The organism is Pseudomonas sp. GW821-FHT12A04 (genome assembly GCF_058807755.1).
On record NZ_JBXAQZ010000024.1, the window covers coordinates 1 to 16,910 of the forward strand.

General features: G+C 59.5%; 18 protein-coding genes. 7 read left to right on the top strand and 11 right to left on the bottom strand.

The features are described from left to right. Positions 1-253: 253 nt before the first annotated feature. The 4 genes from AC1RS8_RS27310 to AC1RS8_RS27325 are packed head-to-tail and all read right to left on the bottom strand — an operon-like array spanning position 254 to position 2,990. A complete protein-coding gene (locus AC1RS8_RS27310) occupies positions 254-1,552 on the bottom strand; it encodes an NAD(P)/FAD-dependent oxidoreductase (protein WP_090451465.1) in 1,299 nt (432 codons plus the stop codon). A gap of 60 nt (positions 1,553-1,612) precedes the next feature. Continuing rightward, on the bottom strand, positions 1,613-1,786 hold the full coding sequence (locus AC1RS8_RS27315) for a DUF3094 domain-containing protein (RefSeq protein WP_007970531.1): 174 nt from the start codon (positions 1,784-1,786) through the stop codon (positions 1,613-1,615). A gap of 53 nt (positions 1,787-1,839) precedes the next feature. Further along, on the bottom strand, positions 1,840-2,367 hold the full coding sequence (locus AC1RS8_RS27320; RefSeq protein ID WP_090451463.1) for an MOSC domain-containing protein: 528 nt from the start codon (positions 2,365-2,367) through the stop codon (positions 1,840-1,842). After that, entirely contained in the window at positions 2,364-2,990 is a 627-nt protein-coding gene (locus tag AC1RS8_RS27325; protein ID WP_007970534.1) for a DUF1780 domain-containing protein, read from the bottom strand. The genes AC1RS8_RS27320 and AC1RS8_RS27325 overlap by 4 nt, the downstream gene beginning before the upstream one ends. Before the next feature lie 219 nt (positions 2,991-3,209). Here AC1RS8_RS27325 and AC1RS8_RS27330 point away from each other — a divergent pair, with 219 nt between their 5' ends. The 3 genes from AC1RS8_RS27330 to AC1RS8_RS27340 are packed head-to-tail and all read left to right on the top strand — an operon-like array spanning position 3,210 to position 7,062. Then, positions 3,210-4,553 (top strand): aromatic acid/H+ symport family MFS transporter, encoded by a 1,344-nt coding sequence (locus tag AC1RS8_RS27330; protein WP_489339243.1) that lies wholly within the window; start codon positions 3,210-3,212, stop codon positions 4,551-4,553. Positions 4,554-4,556: 3 nt separating this feature from the next. Then, complete coding sequence (locus tag AC1RS8_RS27335) at positions 4,557-5,777, top strand: benzoate/H(+) symporter BenE family transporter (RefSeq protein WP_489339242.1); 1,221 nt, start codon at positions 4,557-4,559, stop codon at positions 5,775-5,777. Positions 5,778-5,793: 16 nt separating this feature from the next. Then, complete coding sequence (locus AC1RS8_RS27340) at positions 5,794-7,062, top strand: OprD family porin (RefSeq protein WP_489339241.1); 1,269 nt, start codon at positions 5,794-5,796, stop codon at positions 7,060-7,062. A 9-nt stretch (positions 7,063-7,071) separates the two neighbouring features. Here the strand turns inward: AC1RS8_RS27340 and AC1RS8_RS27345 are convergent, their stop codons facing one another. Next, positions 7,072-7,314: a DUF2790 domain-containing protein gene (locus AC1RS8_RS27345; protein ID WP_223500404.1), complete on the bottom strand. Its 243-nt coding sequence runs from the start codon at positions 7,312-7,314 to the stop codon at positions 7,072-7,074. Between the two features lie 121 nt (positions 7,315-7,435). On the opposite strand from AC1RS8_RS27345, the gene AC1RS8_RS27350 reads away from it, so the two are divergent. Continuing rightward, complete coding sequence (locus tag AC1RS8_RS27350; RefSeq protein ID WP_489339240.1) at positions 7,436-8,368, top strand: LysR family transcriptional regulator; 933 nt, start codon at positions 7,436-7,438, stop codon at positions 8,366-8,368. A 71-nt stretch (positions 8,369-8,439) separates the two neighbouring features. Continuing rightward, positions 8,440-9,129: an energy-coupling factor ABC transporter permease gene (locus AC1RS8_RS27355; RefSeq protein WP_007990394.1), complete on the top strand. Its 690-nt coding sequence runs from the start codon at positions 8,440-8,442 to the stop codon at positions 9,127-9,129. 35 nt (positions 9,130-9,164) lie between these two features. Here AC1RS8_RS27355 and yacG read toward each other — a convergent pair whose 3' ends face one another. The 4 genes from yacG to AC1RS8_RS27375 are packed head-to-tail and all read right to left on the bottom strand — an operon-like array spanning position 9,165 to position 12,073. Then, a complete protein-coding gene (yacG, locus tag AC1RS8_RS27360) occupies positions 9,165-9,365 on the bottom strand; it encodes a DNA gyrase inhibitor YacG (protein WP_102672246.1) in 201 nt (66 codons plus the stop codon). Then, a complete protein-coding gene (coaE, locus tag AC1RS8_RS27365; protein ID WP_489339239.1) occupies positions 9,362-9,985 on the bottom strand; it encodes a dephospho-CoA kinase in 624 nt (207 codons plus the stop codon). Before coaE ends, yacG begins: the two co-directional genes overlap by 4 nt. Beyond that, complete coding sequence (locus AC1RS8_RS27370; RefSeq protein WP_102672244.1) at positions 9,982-10,854, bottom strand: prepilin peptidase; 873 nt, start codon at positions 10,852-10,854, stop codon at positions 9,982-9,984. The genes coaE and AC1RS8_RS27370 overlap by 4 nt, the downstream gene beginning before the upstream one ends. 1 nt (position 10,855) lies before the next feature. Further along, positions 10,856-12,073, bottom strand: coding sequence for a type II secretion system F family protein (locus AC1RS8_RS27375; RefSeq protein WP_154862184.1), 1,218 nt, complete (start codon positions 12,071-12,073; stop codon positions 10,856-10,858). 227 nt (positions 12,074-12,300) lie between these two features. Between AC1RS8_RS27375 and AC1RS8_RS27380 the strand changes: the two genes are divergently transcribed. Together AC1RS8_RS27380 and AC1RS8_RS27385 are read left to right on the top strand one after the other, a co-directional pair. Then, entirely contained in the window at positions 12,301-12,720 is a 420-nt protein-coding gene (locus tag AC1RS8_RS27380; RefSeq protein ID WP_057713264.1) for a pilin, read from the top strand. Between the two features lie 300 nt (positions 12,721-13,020). Then, the gene (locus AC1RS8_RS27385; protein WP_057713265.1) at positions 13,021-13,377 is read left to right on the top strand and encodes a BON domain-containing protein; all 357 of its coding nucleotides are present in this window, start codon (positions 13,021-13,023) and stop codon (positions 13,375-13,377) included. 199 nt (positions 13,378-13,576) lie between these two features. Here AC1RS8_RS27385 and AC1RS8_RS27390 read toward each other — a convergent pair whose 3' ends face one another. Together AC1RS8_RS27390 and AC1RS8_RS27395 are read right to left on the bottom strand one after the other, a co-directional pair. Further along, a complete protein-coding gene (locus tag AC1RS8_RS27390) occupies positions 13,577-13,870 on the bottom strand; it encodes a DUF2845 domain-containing protein (RefSeq protein ID WP_407516372.1) in 294 nt (97 codons plus the stop codon). Further along, positions 13,870-16,860, bottom strand: a complete 2,991-nt coding sequence (locus tag AC1RS8_RS27395) for a DUF748 domain-containing protein (RefSeq protein ID WP_489339237.1) — start codon at positions 16,858-16,860, stop codon at positions 13,870-13,872. The genes AC1RS8_RS27390 and AC1RS8_RS27395 overlap by 1 nt, the downstream gene beginning before the upstream one ends. Positions 16,861-16,910: the final 50 nt, after the last annotated feature.

Below are 16,910 nucleotides of genomic sequence, written 5' to 3' on the forward strand. Positions count from 1 at the left end.
GGGGTATAGCGCAGTCCGGTAGCGCGCCTGCTTTGGGAGCAGGATGTCAGGAGTTCGAATCCCCTTACCCCGACCATATTAAAAATCCTCGTATCGAAAGATACGGGGATTTTTTTTGTCCGCAGGAAACTCAAGAACGCCGCAAAATCAGTGTGGGAACGAGCTTGCTCGCGATAGCGGTCTGGCATTCAGTACATGTGTTGAATGTCAGACCGCTATCGCGAGCAAGCTCGCTCCCACAGTGGTTGAGGTGTTAGTGCAACTTGAGGCGCGGCTCGGTGCCGCGACCGATCTTGCTGCCCAGCATTAGCATCGCCGTGCGGAACGGCCCGTACAGCGCCATCTGGTGCATGCGGTACAGCGACACGTAGAACATCCGCGCCAGCCAGCCTTCGAGCATCACGCTGCCGGTGAGGTTGCCCATCAAGTTACCCACAGCCGAAAAACGCGACAGCGAGATCAGCGAGCCGTAGTCGGTGTACTTGTACTCCGGCAACGCCTTGCCTTCGATGCGCAGTTTCAACGATTTGGCCAGCAGCGAAGCCTGTTGGTGAGCGGCCTGGGCGCGTGGCGGCACATTGCGGTCGCTACCCGGTTGCGGGCAGGCGGCGCAATCACCGAACGCGAAGATGTTTTCGTCACGGGTGGTTTGCAGGGTCGGCAGCACTTGCAGCTGATTGATGCGGTTGGTTTCCAGGCCATCGATGTCCTTGAGGAAACCCGGTGCGCGAATCCCCGCGGCCCAGACTTTCAGGCTGGCCTTGATTTCGTTGCCGTCGGCGGTGATCAGGCTGTCGGCCGTCACTTCGCTGACAGCGGCATTGGTCATGACGTTGACCCCGAGTTTCTCCAGGGTTTTATGCACAGGCCCGCCAATGCGCTCCGGCAGCGCCGGCAGCACCCGTGGACCGGCTTCGATCAGGGTGATGTGCATGTTTTCCGGTTTGATCCGGTCCAGACCATAGGCTGCCAATTCGTGGGCGGCGTTGTGCAGTTCTGCGGCCAGTTCGACCCCGGTGGCACCGGCGCCGACGATGGCCACGCTGATTTGCTCGATCGTGTCGGTCTGACCGGCGTGCGCGCGCAAATAGTGATTGAGCAGTTGCTGGTGGAAACGCTCGGCCTGTTTACGGGTGTCTAGGAACAGGCAGTGTTGCGCCGCGCCCTGGGTGCCGAAATCGTTGGTGGTACTGCCGACGGAAATCACCAGCGAGTCGTAAGGCACTTCGCGGGCCGGCACCAGCTCCAGACCGGCTTCGTCGTAGGTGGCGGCCAGCTGGATTTTCTTCTTCGCGCGATCGAGCCCGCTCATGCGGCCCAGCTGGAACTCGAAGTGGTTCCATTTGGCCTGGGCGACATAATTGAGTTCGTCTTCGGAAGAGTTCAGGGAACCGGCCGCCACTTCGTGCAACAAGGGTTTCCAGATGTGGGTCAGGTTCGCGTCGACCAGCATCACGCTGGCCGTACCGCGCTTGCCCAGAGTCTTACCCAGACGGGTAGCCAACTCCAGACCGCCGGCGCCGCCGCCGACAATGACAATACGATGGGACATGGGGATAACTCGCAAGGCTAAAGGAAATCGGTGCAATTACCCGAGCGAGCGCAAGGCAGCTCATAGCGTCAGGTAACTGATAAGTCGGCTCAACAGGCCCAGACCAATGGTCACTGCCAATACCAGTACAAGGAGCATCCACGGCCGGAAAGGCCGGCGCTCGACTTGGTGCTGGGACAACTGCAGGTACTCTTCGACATGCTTTTGGTCGTCGGGGTTCAGGCGGCTGGTCATATCGGGCCTCGTCAGGAGTAGACGTTGCTGAATGTGTAGAAGCTACAGTGTTTTTACCCAGGGTTGAACGCAGCATAGCCGCTGTCCGCAATGGGTTCGACGCTAACGATGTCGTCCAGGCGAATGATGCCACTTTGTAACACCCGGGCAGTGATTCCGCCATGTCCGCGCACGGCCTGAAAGGTGCCGATGCCCAGGTTGCTTTCCAGACGCGCGCAGGGCTGGCACCAGCCGGTGGTTTCGAACGTTGCCTGGCCGATCCGGAAGCGGCGGCCCTTGAGGCTGAACAGATTGATGCCACTGATAACGAGATTGCGCCGCAGATCTTCAGGCCGGACCGGATGATCCTGTGCTCGCCCCATCAGTGAACTGATCACCGCCAGGTGCTCCCACTGAATCAGCGTTACCTGCCGCGCATTGCGCACGCCGGGGCGGGCGTGGTCGCCGGTCAGGCCGGCCTCCAGGCGCGCTTCCACGGCATCGAGTGCAAGCATCGCCGAACGTGATTGCGGGCGCACGCCGATCCAGCGTACACGACCCTGTTGTGGCACCTCGGCGATCAGCTCCTGCAGCGGGCTCACAGACTGATCCCGACGTCGAACACAATGCTGCGCCCCAGGTTGCTGCGCAAGAAGTCCGGCGCATCCGGGTGAGCGAACAGCACGCGGGCGAATGTCGGCCCAACCAATGACAGCGAGCGCCAGCCCTGGCGCAGGTATTCGGTCGGCGGCGGGAAATGGCTGTTGAGGTCCAGTACTTCGCGTTTGAGGCTGGCGAAGGCAATGATGTCCAGCTCACCCAGATCCATGCCGCGCTCTTTGTAGTTGTGCGCTTTTTTGCGCAAGGTCGGCGCCAATCGCAGCAAGAACTCGTTGGCGGGGATGCGTCGTGGCTTGGCCTCGCGGCGCACCAGTTGGCTCAGGGAAAACGCGCTGCGTCGGCGTTGCAATTCGTCGCGCCATTCATCGTTGAGGCGCCGGCCCTCGTCGAGCACGAAGAACACCTCGAAACTGGCATCGCGAAACAACACATCCGGCGGCTCCCCGGCGGGGGCGAACTCATCGGCGCGATAGGGAATGTTCAAGCCTTGCAGCAGGCGCTGGCAGACCCAACGCTCACGCTCCCACTTGCGGGCATTGGACAGGAACGCGTTGGCTTGCTCGGCCGCGATGGTCAGCAGGCGTAAGTAATCTGAGTCATCCATAGGCCCAAGCTTAGCGTTCAAATGTGATCGCAAAGAAGACAATTTGTCGGAGAGGGTCAATGCCTCCCGCTCCCATGCCCGTTTCAGGGCCCTGCACAAAATGGATAGTGATCTGCGCGCACTGGATATTGCCACGTATCGGGCGGCTCTACCCTCGGCTGTACGGACGTAAGCCGTGTTACCGCCGCTCTAAAAAAACAACAACAAGAGATATATGCCATGCGCAAGATCGACGTACATGAGGTTATCGACAACGCTCGTTTCAACCGCTTTCACTGGATGGTGCTGTTCTGGTGTGCCCTGATCATCATCTTCGACGGTTACGATCTGGTGATCTACGGCGTGGTCTTGCCGATGCTGATGAAAGAGTGGGGGCTCAGTCCTCTGCAAGCCGGTGCACTGGGCAGCTATGCACTGTTCGGCATGATGTTCGGTGCGCTGTTCTTCGGTCCGCTGTCGGACAGGATCGGTCGCAAAAAAGCCATCACGATCTGCGTGATGCTCTTCAGTGGCTTCACCGTGCTCAATGGTTTCGCCCGAAACCCCACCGAGTTCGGCCTCTGTCGCTTCATTGCCGGGCTCGGCATTGGCGGCGTGATGCCTAACGTCGTGGCACTGATGAACGAGTACGCGCCGAAAAAAATCCGCAGCACTCTGGTCGCGATCATGTTCAGCGGTTACTCGGTGGGCGGCATGCTGTCCGCCGGACTGGGCATTGTGCTGATCCCGAGTTTCGGCTGGCAGTCGGTGTTTTACGTGGCGGTCCTGCCGTTGCTGTTGTTGCCGCTGATCATGTATTTCCTGCCCGAATCGGTGGGCTTCATGTTGCGTCAGGGGCGCAATGAAGAGGCGTGCAATATTCTTCAGCGCATCGATCCGGCCTACGTCGCGCAAACCTCTGATCAATTGCACATGGCCGAAGTGAAAGGCACGGGCACCCCAGTGTTGCAGTTGTTCCGTGAAGGCCGTGCGCTGCGCACGCTGATGCTGTGGCTGGCGTTTTTCTGCTGCCTGTTGATGGTGTACGCGCTGAGTTCCTGGCTGCCGAAACTGATGGCCAACGCCGGTTACAGCCTGGGTTCGAGCCTGTCGTTCCTGCTGGTGTTGAACTTCGGGGCGATCTTCGGCGCGGTCGGTGGCGGGGTGCTGGGCGACAAACTCAATCTGCCGAGAGTGCTGGCGGTGTTTTTCGCCATGGCGGCGGTGTCGATCACGCTGTTGGGCTTCAACAGCCCGATGCCGGTGTTGTACTTGCTGATCGCCATTGCGGGTGCCACCACCATTGGCTCGCAGATTCTTTTGTACGCCTGTGCCGCGCAGTTTTACTCCATGACGATTCGGTCTACCGGTCTGGGCTGGGCGTCGGGCATTGGGCGCAACGGGGCCATCGTCGGTCCGCTGCTGGGTGGTGCCTTGCTCGGGATCAGCTTGCCCCTGCAACTGAACTTCATGGCGTTTGCCTTGCCCGGTGCGGTGGCGACCCTGGCCATGACCGTGTTCGCCATCAGCAGCCGACGTAGCGCCGCTGGCGTCAACCCAGCGTTGTCAGCGACCGGTGCCTGAATCATGAAAGCGTTTTTCCAGGACTTCTCGTTGTCAGCCGCCGTGGCTGGATTCATTGCCACGGTGATTTCCTACGCCGGCCCGTTGGTGATCATCTTTCAGGCGGCAGAAGCGGCACATCTTTCGCGGGAAGTGTTGTCGTCCTGGATCTGGGCGATCTCCATCGGCAGCGCCGTGCTCGGCATCGGCTTGAGCCTGCGCTTCCGCGTTCCGGTGATCATCGCCTGGTCGGCGCCGGGCTCGGCGTTGCTGGTGACGCTGTTGCCGGACATCTCCATGGCAGAGGCCGTGGGGGCGTATCTGGTCAGCAGCCTGATCATTTTCGTGGTTGGCATCTCGGGCGCTTTCGACCGGATCATCAGCAAGCTGCCCGCCGCCATCGCGGCGGCGATGCTGGCGGGGATCCTGTTCAGTTTCGGCACTGGCTTGTTCGTGTCGATGCAGCGCAAGCCGTTGCTGGTCCTGGCGATGTTTGCCTGCTACCTGATCTGCAAGCGTGTGATGCCGCGTTATGCGGTGATGATGGTGCTGCTGATGGGCTGTTCGATTGCCGCGTTCACCGGTGATTTACATCGTGAAGCGCTGGTGATCGGCCTGGCCACGCCGGTGTGGATCACGCCCGAGTTCAGTCTGGGCGCGATCCTGAACATTGCCTTGCCGCTGGTGATGGTGGCGCTGACCGGTCAGTTCGTGCCCGGCATGGCGGTGCTGCGCGCCAGTGGCTATCCGACGCCAGCGAGCCCGATCATCGCCAGTAGCGCGCTGGGCACCGCATTGCTGGCGCCGTTTGGTTGCCATGGGCTGAATCTGGCGGCGATCACCGCGGCGATCTGCACCGGTCGCGAAGCTCACGAAGATCCTCGCAAACGCTACGTGGCCGGGGTCGTCGGCGGCCTGTGCTACCTGCTGCTGGGGATCTTCGGCGCCACGCTGGTCTCGCTGTTTTCAGCGTTCCCCAAAGAGTTGATCGCGGCGCTGGCCGGGCTGGCCTTGTTCGCCGCCATTGCCGGCGCGTTGACCGGCGCGATGGCGGTACCGAGCGATCGCGAAGCCGCGCTGGTGACCTTTCTGGTCACGGCTTCGGGCATGTCGTTGTTCGGTTTGTCCGCGGCGTTTTGGGGGCTGATTTTCGGCATGGTCACCCATGTGCTGTTGAGCGCCCGTCGTCCCGCTCCCCGTCGCAAATCCACTGCAACTGAAGTCCTTCAATCAGTCGATCAATAACAATAAGAGAAAAACGATGAAACAGATTCTCCCAACAACCGGTTCTGCGTTGTCCCTGGCTGTCGTCTCGGGTTTTTCCACAGGGGCGATGGCAGCTGAAACCGGCTTTATCGAAGACACCAGCGCGACGTTGCAGGCGCGCAATTACTACTTCAGTCGCGACTATTCCGACATCGTCGGCGCCAACCAGCAATCGAAGGCTGAAGAGTGGGCCCAGGGTTTCATCCTCAACGTGAAGTCCGGATACACCCAGGGCACCGTCGGGTTTGGGGTGGACGTTATCGGCTTGCTCGGTCTCAAGCTCGACAGCGCTCCGGACCGGACCAATACCGGTTTGTTGCCGGTGCAGGACGACGGCCGCGCGGCAGACAACTACAGCCGTCTGGAAGGCGCGTTAAAGATGCGCTACTCCAAAACCGAGCTGAAAGTCGGTGAGTTGCAACCCAACCTGCCGGTGTTGGCATTCAGCGATATTCGCCTGCTGCCACCCAGTTATCAGGGCGCAAGCATCACCTCCAACGAGATCAATGGCCTGACTGTGCAGGGTGGTCACTTGAGTTCAACCAGCCTGCGCAACGAGGCTGGCGACGAAAAGATGCAGGCAATGCTGGGTCACGTGCCGCAGCGTCAGGTCAGCAGTGACGGTTTCAATTTTGCCGGCGCTGATTATGCCTTCAATGACAAGCGCAGCTCGGTCAGCGCCTGGTACGGGCAACTGGAAGATATCTACAACCAGCGGTTTCTGGGTTTAAAGCACAGTGAGCCAGTGGGCGACTGGATCCTCGGCGCCAACCTCGGTTACTACGATTCGCGCGAGGACGGCAAAAAACTGCTGGGTAACATCGACAACCAGGCGTTCTTCTCGTTGCTGTCGGCCAAGCGTGGCGGTCATACGTTTTACGTCGGCTATCAGGGCATGTTCGGCGACAGTGCATTTCCACGGGTATTTGCCAACATCTCGCCACTGGGCAACGAGGTGCCGACCTACGAGTTCGCCTTCACCGATGAGCGTTCCTGGCAGGCGCGTTACGACTACGACTTCGCGGCGCTCGGCGTACCGGGGCTGACCAGCACCGTGCGCTACATCAGCGGCAACAATGTCGATACCGGCAAGGGCTATGAAGGCAAGGATCGCGAGCGTGACCTCGACATCGGCTATGTGTTGCAGAGCGGTAGCCTCAAAGGCCTTGGCATCCGTGTGCGCAACGCGATGGCGCGCTCCAACTACCGCAGTGATATCGACGAGAACCGCTTGATCCTCAGCTACACGTGGACCTTGCTGTGAGCCCGGTGATCACAGGTTGCTGGTGCAATCACCCATGACGTTGTAGGTCACACGGTGGGTCTGGCCTTGATGATCGACATACACCATGGTCGCCGGTACGACCCCGCACGCTGTCGCGGTGTTCGACACAGAAACCACGCTGGCGATGTCCAGTGGCTGCGCCGGGTTGTACAGGACTGCGAGGGGCTCGTTGTCAGCGGCCATGGCCGAGGTGGCGATGACGGTCAGCAACAGGCTGATCAACGTTTTCATGTTGGCGTGCTCCGTGTCGGTTTTGATGTCTGAATTTTAGTCTTTGCCACCGACGGATAAAGGGGCGAACGGCGGATGCAGCCTTACATAAAACGTAACAGTCATCGCCCGAGGGGGGCTTATGGATGTGCTTAACAACTTGCGCGTATTCATCCGGGTGGTGGACTGCGCCAGTTTCACCGGGGCTGCCGATGCGCTGGATCTGTCGACCGCGCAGGTATCCCGATTGGTGGCGGATCTGGAGGAGCATGTTCAGGCGCGACTGCTGCAACGCACCACGCGGCGCTTGAGCCTGACCGATGCCGGCGAGCGCTTCCTGCTGCGCAGCCGGCAAATCGTCGAAGCCATGGATGAGGCGACGGCCGAGGCCCATGGCGCTCATATCAATCCGGCCGGACGCCTGCGGGTGCACAGCATGAACGGCCTGGGTGTGCTGCTCACGCCGTTGATCGCCTGCTACAGCGAGCTTTATCCCGATGTAGTGTTCGAGCTGACCTTGTCGCAGCGCAATCCCGATCCGCTGGAGGAGGGGCACGATGTGGTGATTTCGATCGCTCCGGAACTTGCCGATTCGCAAATGGTTGCGCAAGCCATCGGGCAGATTTACAGCGTGCCCTGTGCCTCCCCGGCCTATCTGCGACGCCGGGGTGTGCCGCAGCAGCCGCTGGCGCTGAGCGATCATCAATGCCTGCGCATGCTCGACCCGCTGTACGGCGATCAATGGCTTTTCCAGGACCAGGACGGCGAGCACGCCGTCAGCCCGGCCAAGACCTTTCAGTGCAATGTTGCCGAGTCGATGGTCAAGGCTTCGGAGGCGGGCATGGGCATCAGCCTGCTGCCGTTCTACACCGCGACGCGGCCCTTGAGCGACGGTACTTTGCTGCGTGTGTTACCTGCATGGCGTCTGCGCGAACGCAATGTGTATGCGCTGTATCCTTCGCGACGCTTTCTCGATGCCAAGGTCCGCACCTGGGTGGACTTTCTCAAGTCTGAGCTACCGAAGCTGTTCGCCGAACATGACGCGGTGATGAACGATCCGCGGCATTGGGCTTGAAGTCGAAGGGCATGCGGGCGGCGGTGTAGACTGAGTGCCTGTTGTTCTTCGCCTGGGAGGCGCACGTAGCCATGATCGGTGCAGAGTTGCTGTCATCGCAAACCCTTGCGGTCGGCTGGCTGATCTATGTGCCGGTGTTGATCTGGGCGATCTGTCGCGCGCCGTGGGTTGAACTGTTCACCGACAGCCGTCGTCAGCATCTGCTCTTTGGAACGGTGTTTGCGCTGTTTCTGTTGTGGCTGGTGCGGCGCGACTTTGATACCGGCGTGTCTTACCACTTCATCGGCATGACCGCAGTGACGCTACTGCTGGACTGGCCGCTGGCGCTGGTAGGTGGCCTGGTGGCGCAAACGGGGCTGGTGTTGCTCGGCCGACAGGACCTGGCGGCGGTCGGGGTCAACGGCGCGCTGTTGATTGCGTTGCCGGTGCTGGTCACCGAGTGCTGCGCCATTCTGGTGGAGAGGGCGCAGCCACGAAATCCCTTCGTGTATATCTTCGTTTCCGGATTTTTTGCCGCAGCGCTGTCGGCGTTGCTGTGTCTGCTGCTGGCGCTTTGGTTGTTATGGTTCGACGAGCGTTTTGCCATGCCGTACTGGCTGGAAGATTTTGTCGGATATCTATGGTTGATCATTTTTCCCGAAGCGTTTATCAACGGCATGATCGTCAGTGCGCTGGTCGTGTTTTGTCCGGAGTGGCTTGAGACGTTCAACCGCACGCGCTACCTCTCGGCTCCCTGGAAGGACGACGATCCCAAGTCCTGATCCGCATCAAAACCTGGAATCGCCCACTCGATGGATCAGTGGCGCGGGTCGAAGTCACCGCTGAACATTTCGTCCTCGGCATCGGGTGCCACTGGAATCTTGTGTTCTTCGGACGCCCAGGCACCCAGGTCGATCAGTTTGCAGCGGTCGGAGCAGAATGGCCGGAATTTGCTCTCGGCGGTCCATTCCACGGGGGCGCCACAGGTTGGGCAGTCGACGGTTGTTGGTTGGCTCATGACTGGCCTCCACGCAAAGAAAGATAAAAATGATGCAGGCGTTCGACCTCGCTGTGCAGCCAGGCAAGGTCGCGGTCATTGATCACGACGTCGTCGGCATGGCTCACGCGATCCTGGCGACTGGACTGGGCCTTGAGGATCGCCTGGACCTGCTGCTCGCTGGTCTGGTCACGTTGCAGGGTACGTTCGATCTGCAATTGTTCGGGGGCATCGATCACCAGTACCCGTTGGGTCATGGCGTATTGCCCGGACTCGATCAGCAGCGGCGAAACCAGAATCGCATAAGGCGATTTTGCCAGCGCCAGGTGGTGAGCGATTTCTTCGCCGATCAGCGGATGCAGGAGGGCCTCCAGCCAGCGGCGTTCTTCTGGCACTTCGAAGATCAATTTGCGTAGCGCGGCGCGGTCCAGTTGCCCGTCGGCCTGCAACACGCCGGTGCCGAAGTGTTCGGCGATTTGTGCCAGTGCCGGGCGGCCGGGTTCAACGACCCAGCGAGCGGCGTGATCGGCGTCGACCACATGCACGCCCATATCGATGAAGTGTTGGGCGGCCGCACTTTTGCCGCTGCCGATGCCGCCGGTCAGGCCGAGAATCCAGGGTTTTTCCACAGGGCTATTCATTTCAAACCGACAAACTGCCAATAGAGGTCGGTTATTTGACCACCCCAGAGCAACGCAATCCAGCCGGCAATGGCCAGATAGGGACCGAAAGGGATCGGCGTCGAGGTTTTAGCATTGCGCCAGCGCAGCAGCATCAGCCCGATAATGGCCCCCACCAGCGAGGACAGCAGGATGGTCAGCGGCAAAATCTGCCAGCCACCCCAGGCGCCCAGCATCGCCAGCAACTTGAAATCACCGTAGCCCATGCCGTCCTTGCCCGTGATCAGCTTGAACAGCCAGAACACCGACCACAGCAGGCTGTAGCCGGCTATCGCCCCCCAAAGCGCCTCGTGCAACGACACGAACAGGCCGAAACTGTTGACGATCAACCCCAGCCATATCAACGGCAGCACCAGCACGTCCGGCAATATCTGATGTTCGGCGTCGATCAGGCTCATCGCCAGCAAACCCCAGCTAAGGACCAGCATCAGGCAGGCGGGCCAACCGAAGCCGAAGTGCCAGGCAACAAATGCCGACAACAGGCCGCAGGCCAGTTCGGTCAACGGATAGCGCGGGCTGATCGCGGCCGCACAGGCTGAGCAGCGGCCGCGCAAAAACACATAGCTGAGCAGCGGGATGTTTTCCCAGGCGCGGATGCGGTGACCGCAGTGCGGGCACTGGGAGTGGGGCAGCAACAGGTTGTAGGTCGGCAGCGGCGTTTCGCCTGGCAGCCCGAGAATGTCATGGGCCTGCTCGCGCCAGTCGCGTTCGAGCATTTTTGGCAGGCGCCAGATCACGACATTGAGGAAGCTGCCGACCAGCAGGCCGGTGATGCCTGCGAGAAGGACAAAGGCCAGCGCAGATTGAGTCAGGATTTCATTCAAGGGCATGTCAGATCGCTGAGCCAAGTTGGAAGATGGGCAGGTACATGGCAACTACCAGTCCACCGACGATAACACCCAGCACCACCATGATGAACGGCTCCATCAGGCTGGTGAGGTTATCGACCATGTTATCGACGTTGTCTTCGTAGAACCCCGCGACTTTGTCGAGCATAGCGTCCAGGGTGCCGGACTCTTCGCCAATTGCAGTCATTTGTATCGCCATGTTCGGAAAGACGCCGCAGGTGCGCATGGCGAAATGCAATTGCATGCCGGTCGAGATGTCCTGCCGGATGCGCAATACCGCGCGCTTGAACACGCTATTGCCGGTCGCACCGGCCACTGATTCCAGAGCCTCCACCAGCGGCACGCCGGCAGCGAAAGTGGTCGACAAAGTACGGGCGAACCGGGCCACGGCGGACTTATGCATCAGGGTGCCCACCAGCGGCAGTTTCAGCAGCCAGGTGTCCATCCGGTCACGCAAGGCCGGGGATGTCCTGAGGGCGTGGCGTACGCCGAAGGTCATCGTGATCAGCGTGACAAGGACCACCCACCACCAGGCTTGCATGAATTGCGAGAGGCCAATGACCATCACGGTGAAGGCCGGCAGTTCGGCGCCAAAGCCTTTGAACACCGATTCGAACTGCGGCACGACATTGACCAGCAGGATCCCGGTGACAATCGCTGCGACGAACACCACCACCAGCGGGTAGGTCATGGCTTTCCTGATCCTGGCCTTGAGGCTTTCGCTTTTTTCCTTGTAGGTCGCGACCCGCTCCAAAAGGGTGTCGAGGGCACCGGCCTGCTCGCCGGCATCCACCAGGTTGCAATACAGCTCATCGAAATACCGGGGCTTCTTGCGCAGGGCGGCGGCGAAACTGCTGCCTGCCGCAACTTCCTGTTTCAGTTCGTCCACCAGCTTGCGCATGGCCGGATTGTCGAAGCCCTCGCCGATGATGTCGAAGGACTGCAACAACGGCACGCCGGCCTTCATCATCGTCGCCATTTGCCGGGTGAACAGGGCAATGTCCTGGGCCTTGATACGCTTGCCCATGCTGAAAACCGAATGGTTTTTTTTGCGAACCTTGCCCGGACTGATGCCTTGCTTGCGCAGTTTCGCCTTGATCAGCGCCGGGTTTTGAGCGCTGAGTTCGCCGGTCACTTTTGTGCCTTTGCGGTCGATGCCTTCCCACGCATACACGCTGATTTTCGCTGCCTTGACCGCCATGTTCAGTCCTGGGTATTCCGATTGAATTGCTCTTATAGCCTAGTCAAAGGATGGGGCCAAACCCGCAAGGGTGATGTGACAAAAAACGTCAGATAGTACTGATCTTGGTAGTAAGTAAGGGCTTTGCGAACACCACGCCCCCGGCCAACAGGGGCTTCTGGCCTTGGCACAGGCTGTGCTGCCATGGGGCAGGTCATGAGCCTTCGACTCATGCATGGAGCTTGTACATGAACTATCAGAAAGGTTTTACCCTGATCGAGTTGCTCGTCGTGGTAGCGATCATCGGGATCCTGGCAACCCTGGGCCTGCCGATGTATTCCAAGTACCAGGCGCGGGCCAAGGTCACGGCGGCGATGGCCGAGCTGACTGCAATGAAGGTGCCGTTCGAGGATGTGATCAGCCAGGGGGAAACGCCGACAATTGCCAACGTGGCGCCCGCTGGCAAGACATCGACCAACCATTGCGCCCTGTCTGTGACGGCTACAACGCCGGGGGCGGGATCAATCGTTTGTACGTTGCACAATGCCCCGGGGGTGGTCCAGGGCAAAACCGTCACCCTGACACGGGACGAAGCCAAAGGCTGGTCATGCAAGAGCAGCGTTACCGAGGACTACTTGCCTAAAGGGTGTTCCGGTTCTGCGGCATGAATTGCTGAATCAAGTCCCCGCTTTTGCGGGGATTTTCCTGTTTGTCGACCCGTCGTCAAATGTTGCAGATAAAGCTCAGAAATTTCAGCATCTTAGGAACTTTCCATAAACCCGCAACTTGCATGCAGTGTTTGTGCTTCTCGTGCATTTTGCATGATTTCGAAAGTTGGCTTGTTTTGTAACTTATTGATTAATAAGGTTTTAGTTCCTTCTCCAAAGTTGGCACAGCGTTCGCAATATCCTTGGTAACCCTGCCGACAAGACATCCGGCAGACTTTCCGAAAAACAGGAGTTACTCGTATGAAGAAGTTCGCTATCACTGCCGCTGCTGCTACCGCGCTGACCCTGACCATGGCCAACGCCGCGTTTGCTCAAACCACCCAGGCAACCCAGTCGCCAATGGTGCTGGCTGCCGGTGAAATGACCGAAGTGAAAGAAGATACTTCCGATACCTGGATCACCACCAAAGTCAAGGCTGACCTGATGACTGAAAAAGGCATTCCAGGTAGCGACATCAAAGTTGAAACCAACAAAGGCGTGGTATCGCTGTCGTCGACCACCGCCGTGACCGATTCGCAAAAAGAAGCGGCTGTGGCCATCACCAAGAAAATCAAAGGCGTCAAGGCGGTCTCCGCTGACGGCCTCAAAGCCGAGTAAGGCAGGCTTCTCGCCTGGACCGGGAGAAGGCGCGACAGACGGGTAGAGTCATACGTCTGTTGCAACCTGAGTGTTCATGCGAAGGGCCATAAGGATGTGGCCGTCACAGGCCCCGCGCTTTTTTCCGGGGCCTGTTTTATGTGTAGTGCTGAAAATCAATTGTGGGAGCAAGCCCGCTACCACATTGGATAGTGGCTAATTAATTTCCGCGTTTGCTGGAGATCTGCTTCAGCCGATTACCTTCGAACCGCAAGTATTGATACATCCCGCCATTCGGTCCGTAGGTCCACTCCTCGACCTGAAACTCCTCGCGTCTATCGGCACTGCGCTTGTACCCCAGCAAGTCGCGGCTGACCGGCTCACCGCATTTCTGCACGACCTCACTCGAGCGATCGCCGACGCTGATCAACTGGCTGCCACAGCGTAGGGTATCGGCCGCCCAGGCCTGACTGACGGAGAGCGCCAGAGCCAGGCCTGCCAGCTGCCGATGCATCACTCGGCATCCAGATGCATCGGAGTCACCACGCGGCCGTCGCTTTGCGCCTCGCCCAGATTGGCATCGATGAAGTACACCCGGTCATCTTCCAACTGGGCCTTGTCGACCAGATAATCCTTGATGCTGCTGGCGCGTTCCTGGCCCAGTTGACGCAACAGTACGTCGCTGGCACTCCAGAACTTGATCACCTCGGCACGCATTTTCGCGGTGCGTTCTTCCTTGCCCAGGTCCTTCCATTCGGCAGGGGGCTGGGTTTTCAGGCGGGTGCGGTAGATACCTTCGAGCAGCGGGCCCTTTTCTCCGTCCGGCACTTCCAGCAACGAAGCCTGGGCCGGGACCTTGTCACCGCGGCGCTGGAGCATTTTGTAGTAGTTGTACTGGTATTCACGCTCCAGGCGTTGTTCGGCGATCAGCGGGCCATCGCTGCTCTGGGCGGCGGTGCCTTCGATTTCCAGGCGCAGGGCCGGGCGTTCCTTGAGCGCCTTGGACAGTTTGTCGAGGGCGCCTTCGGCGTCCTTGCTCAATTCGCTGGAACCGGCTGCGAATGAAACGCTGCCCAGGTCTTCCGAACCACCACCGTTGACCAAGCCGCCAATGAGTTTGAACGGTGCTGCCGCGGCCTTGACGATCAGGTTGCGCAGGGTCTGCCAGATAATCGGCATGACGCTGAACTGAGGGTTGTTCAGGTCGCCAGTGACCGGCAGTTCGATGGAGATCTTGCCGTCGACGTCCTTGAGCAAGGCAATGGCCAGTTTCAGTGGCAGGCTCACGGCATCCGGGCTGTCGACTTTTTCACCCAGTTGCAGTTGTTCGACCACCACTTTGTTTTCAGCTTTGAGCTGACCCTTGGTGATCTGGTAGTGCAGGTCGAGATTGAGCCGGCCCTTGCGGATACGGTAGCCGGCGAACTTGCCGGAGTAGGGCGTCAGCGTGGTCAGTTCCACGCGTTTGAAGCTGGTGGCGATGTCGAGGCTGGCCATCGGGTCGAACGGATTGACCGAGCCCTTGATGGTCACCGGTGCGTAGCGATCGACCTTGCCCTTGACGTCGACACTGGCCGGTTTCGGCCGGCGGCTGTCGATGGTGCCGATCTGCCCGTTGAGTTGCTGGATGGCGGTGGCGAAGTTCGGGGTCAGGCTGAAGTCGGCGAAGTTGGCCGAACCGTCATTGATGAAAATGCCGCCAATGTGGATGCCCAACGGTTTTTCGTTGCTGGCCGGTTTGTTCGCAGCCGGTTTTGCCCCGGAATCCGCTGGCTGTGGAATCAGCAGGTCATCGATGTTGGTGGTGCGATCATCGTTGATCATGAAACGCGCATAGGGCTGGAACAGGTTGATCTTGTCGATCGACAGGCTGTCCCCATGCTGATAGTTCAGGCCTTCGACCACGACCTGCTGCCACTTGAGGAAGTCGCGGGTTTTCAAGGTGTCCAGGGTATGCAACTGATCGACCTGGGCACGGCCGGTGACGCCGAAGGCCAAGGGCTCGGTGCTTTTCAGGTCGACCGCCAGATCGCTGCCGAGCATGCCGCTGCGCAGTTCCAGGCGAATGAACGGCGTGATGTAGGACTGGGCAACCCGCAAGTCGATGTCCTTGGTCTGTACCTTCAGCCTGGCGCTGACCGGGGCCAGGTTGACCTCGCCGTCGGCCATGATCTTGCCTTGCTTGCCTACACCGGTATCGAGCTTGAGGGTAAAGGGGGAACCGTTGAGGCTGTCGAAATTTTGCAGGTCGAGGTTCAGCGGACTCAGTTCCAGGGCGACGGCGGGTTGTGCCTTGCGGTCAGCCAGATGCACCTTGTAGTTGCGCAGTTGCACATCCTTGAGCAGCACTTGCCAGGGTTTGTCTGGCGCGGCCGGTTCAGGTTTCGGTGAGTCTGCCGCCGCCGGAGTGCCGGTCGGTTCGGCATCCGCCTTGGCTTTGGCAGCGGGTTTGGCCGGCTGGCTGGCGAACAGTTTCTGCCAGTCGAGTTGGCCGTCCGATTCCAGCGCGGCCCAGGTTTCCAGTTTGTGGCTGCGGATCTTGCCCACCACCACTTGCTGCTTGGCCAGGTCCACGGTGGTTTCGCTGACGTCCAGGCGCTCGAGCTTTACCAGCGGCCGGCCATCCGGAGCCTTGATCGCGAAGGGGGCGATGCTGACCGCTACATTGCTCAGTAGCAGCTCGGTTTCCTTGGCCAGGTTGAGTTTGTAGTCGGTGCTGATGCTCATGACGCCGTTTTCGAGATCCAGTGGCACGGCATCGCGCACATAGGGCCAAAAGGCTTTCATCTTGCCGTCAGTGATTTTCAGCTTACCTTCGGAGGCGATCGGAATCAGGCTGAAGTTGCCGGTCCAGTCGATCTGTCCGCCATTGGGGCCGATGGCCACCAGGGTCATGTCTGCGCTGTCATCGGGCAGGGTACTGAGGTTCTTCAGTTCGAAATCGAGTGTGTCGTAGAGAAACTCGATGGGCTCGCTGGGCCGGGCATCTTCAAAATGCACGGCACCGCCCGCCAGTTTGATCCGCTCGATGCGCAGTGGAAACGGCTTGGCATCCGGGTCGGCCGGCGTGGGTTCGCTCTCTGGCAGTTTGAACAGCCCGAGCAGATTGAGTTTGCCGTCCTTGCTGAACAGGATTTCGGTCTTGGGCTTGGTCAGTTCGACATCAGACAGGTGCACCGCCTTGGTCCACAGGCTGTCGAATTGCAGATTGGCGTACAGGCGCTCGAAACCGACCTGCTCCTTGCCGGGTTCGCCGATGTTCAAGCCCCAAAGGGTCAGTTCAAGGCTGAACGGATTGAATTCGATCCGCTGGATGGTCGCGGGTGTAGTGGCGTAGTTGGCCAGTTGCTGGTTGGCAACGCGCAACGCGACACCCGGTAAAATCAGAAAACCCAGCAAACTGTAGAGGGCCAGAGCAGTCAACAAGGCGCCGATGGCGCGAATCAATCCTTTGTGCATGTGCGGCTTCATCTGTCTGAATCGGAGTGCCTTGGAGTATGGCATGCGTTTCCGGTTCCGAAGTGATTGGCCTGTTCATGAATTTTCAGATTTCT

Bases quoted from the DNA above. Each gene is read 5' to 3' on its own strand.
- AC1RS8_RS27310 (WP_090451465.1), bottom strand. From the start codon at position 1,552: ATGTCCCATCGTATTGTCATTGTCGGCGGCGGCGCCGGCGGTCTGGAG.
- AC1RS8_RS27315 (WP_007970531.1), bottom strand. From the start codon at position 1,786: ATGACCAGCCGCCTGAACCCCGACGACCAAAAGCATGTCGAAGAGTAC.
- AC1RS8_RS27325 (WP_007970534.1), bottom strand. From the start codon at position 2,990: ATGGATGACTCAGATTACTTACGCCTGCTGACCATCGCGGCCGAGCAA.
- AC1RS8_RS27330 (WP_489339243.1), top strand. From the start codon at position 3,210: ATGCGCAAGATCGACGTACATGAGGTTATCGACAACGCTCGTTTCAAC.
- AC1RS8_RS27335 (WP_489339242.1), top strand. From the start codon at position 4,557: ATGAAAGCGTTTTTCCAGGACTTCTCGTTGTCAGCCGCCGTGGCTGGA.
- AC1RS8_RS27340 (WP_489339241.1), top strand. From the start codon at position 5,794: ATGAAACAGATTCTCCCAACAACCGGTTCTGCGTTGTCCCTGGCTGTC.
- AC1RS8_RS27345 (WP_223500404.1), bottom strand. From the start codon at position 7,314: ATGAAAACGTTGATCAGCCTGTTGCTGACCGTCATCGCCACCTCGGCC.
- AC1RS8_RS27350 (WP_489339240.1), top strand. From the start codon at position 7,436: ATGGATGTGCTTAACAACTTGCGCGTATTCATCCGGGTGGTGGACTGC.
- AC1RS8_RS27355 (WP_007990394.1), top strand. From the start codon at position 8,440: ATGATCGGTGCAGAGTTGCTGTCATCGCAAACCCTTGCGGTCGGCTGG.
- yacG (WP_102672246.1), bottom strand. From the start codon at position 9,365: ATGAGCCAACCAACAACCGTCGACTGCCCAACCTGTGGCGCCCCCGTG.
- coaE (WP_489339239.1), bottom strand. From the start codon at position 9,985: ATGAATAGCCCTGTGGAAAAACCCTGGATTCTCGGCCTGACCGGCGGC.
- AC1RS8_RS27370 (WP_102672244.1), bottom strand. From the start codon at position 10,854: ATGCCCTTGAATGAAATCCTGACTCAATCTGCGCTGGCCTTTGTCCTT.
- AC1RS8_RS27375 (WP_154862184.1), bottom strand. From the start codon at position 12,073: ATGGCGGTCAAGGCAGCGAAAATCAGCGTGTATGCGTGGGAAGGCATC.
- AC1RS8_RS27380 (WP_057713264.1), top strand. From the start codon at position 12,301: ATGAACTATCAGAAAGGTTTTACCCTGATCGAGTTGCTCGTCGTGGTA.
- AC1RS8_RS27385 (WP_057713265.1), top strand. From the start codon at position 13,021: ATGAAGAAGTTCGCTATCACTGCCGCTGCTGCTACCGCGCTGACCCTG.
- AC1RS8_RS27390 (WP_407516372.1), bottom strand. From the start codon at position 13,870: ATGCATCGGCAGCTGGCAGGCCTGGCTCTGGCGCTCTCCGTCAGTCAG.
- AC1RS8_RS27395 (WP_489339237.1), bottom strand. From the start codon at position 16,860: ATGCCATACTCCAAGGCACTCCGATTCAGACAGATGAAGCCGCACATG.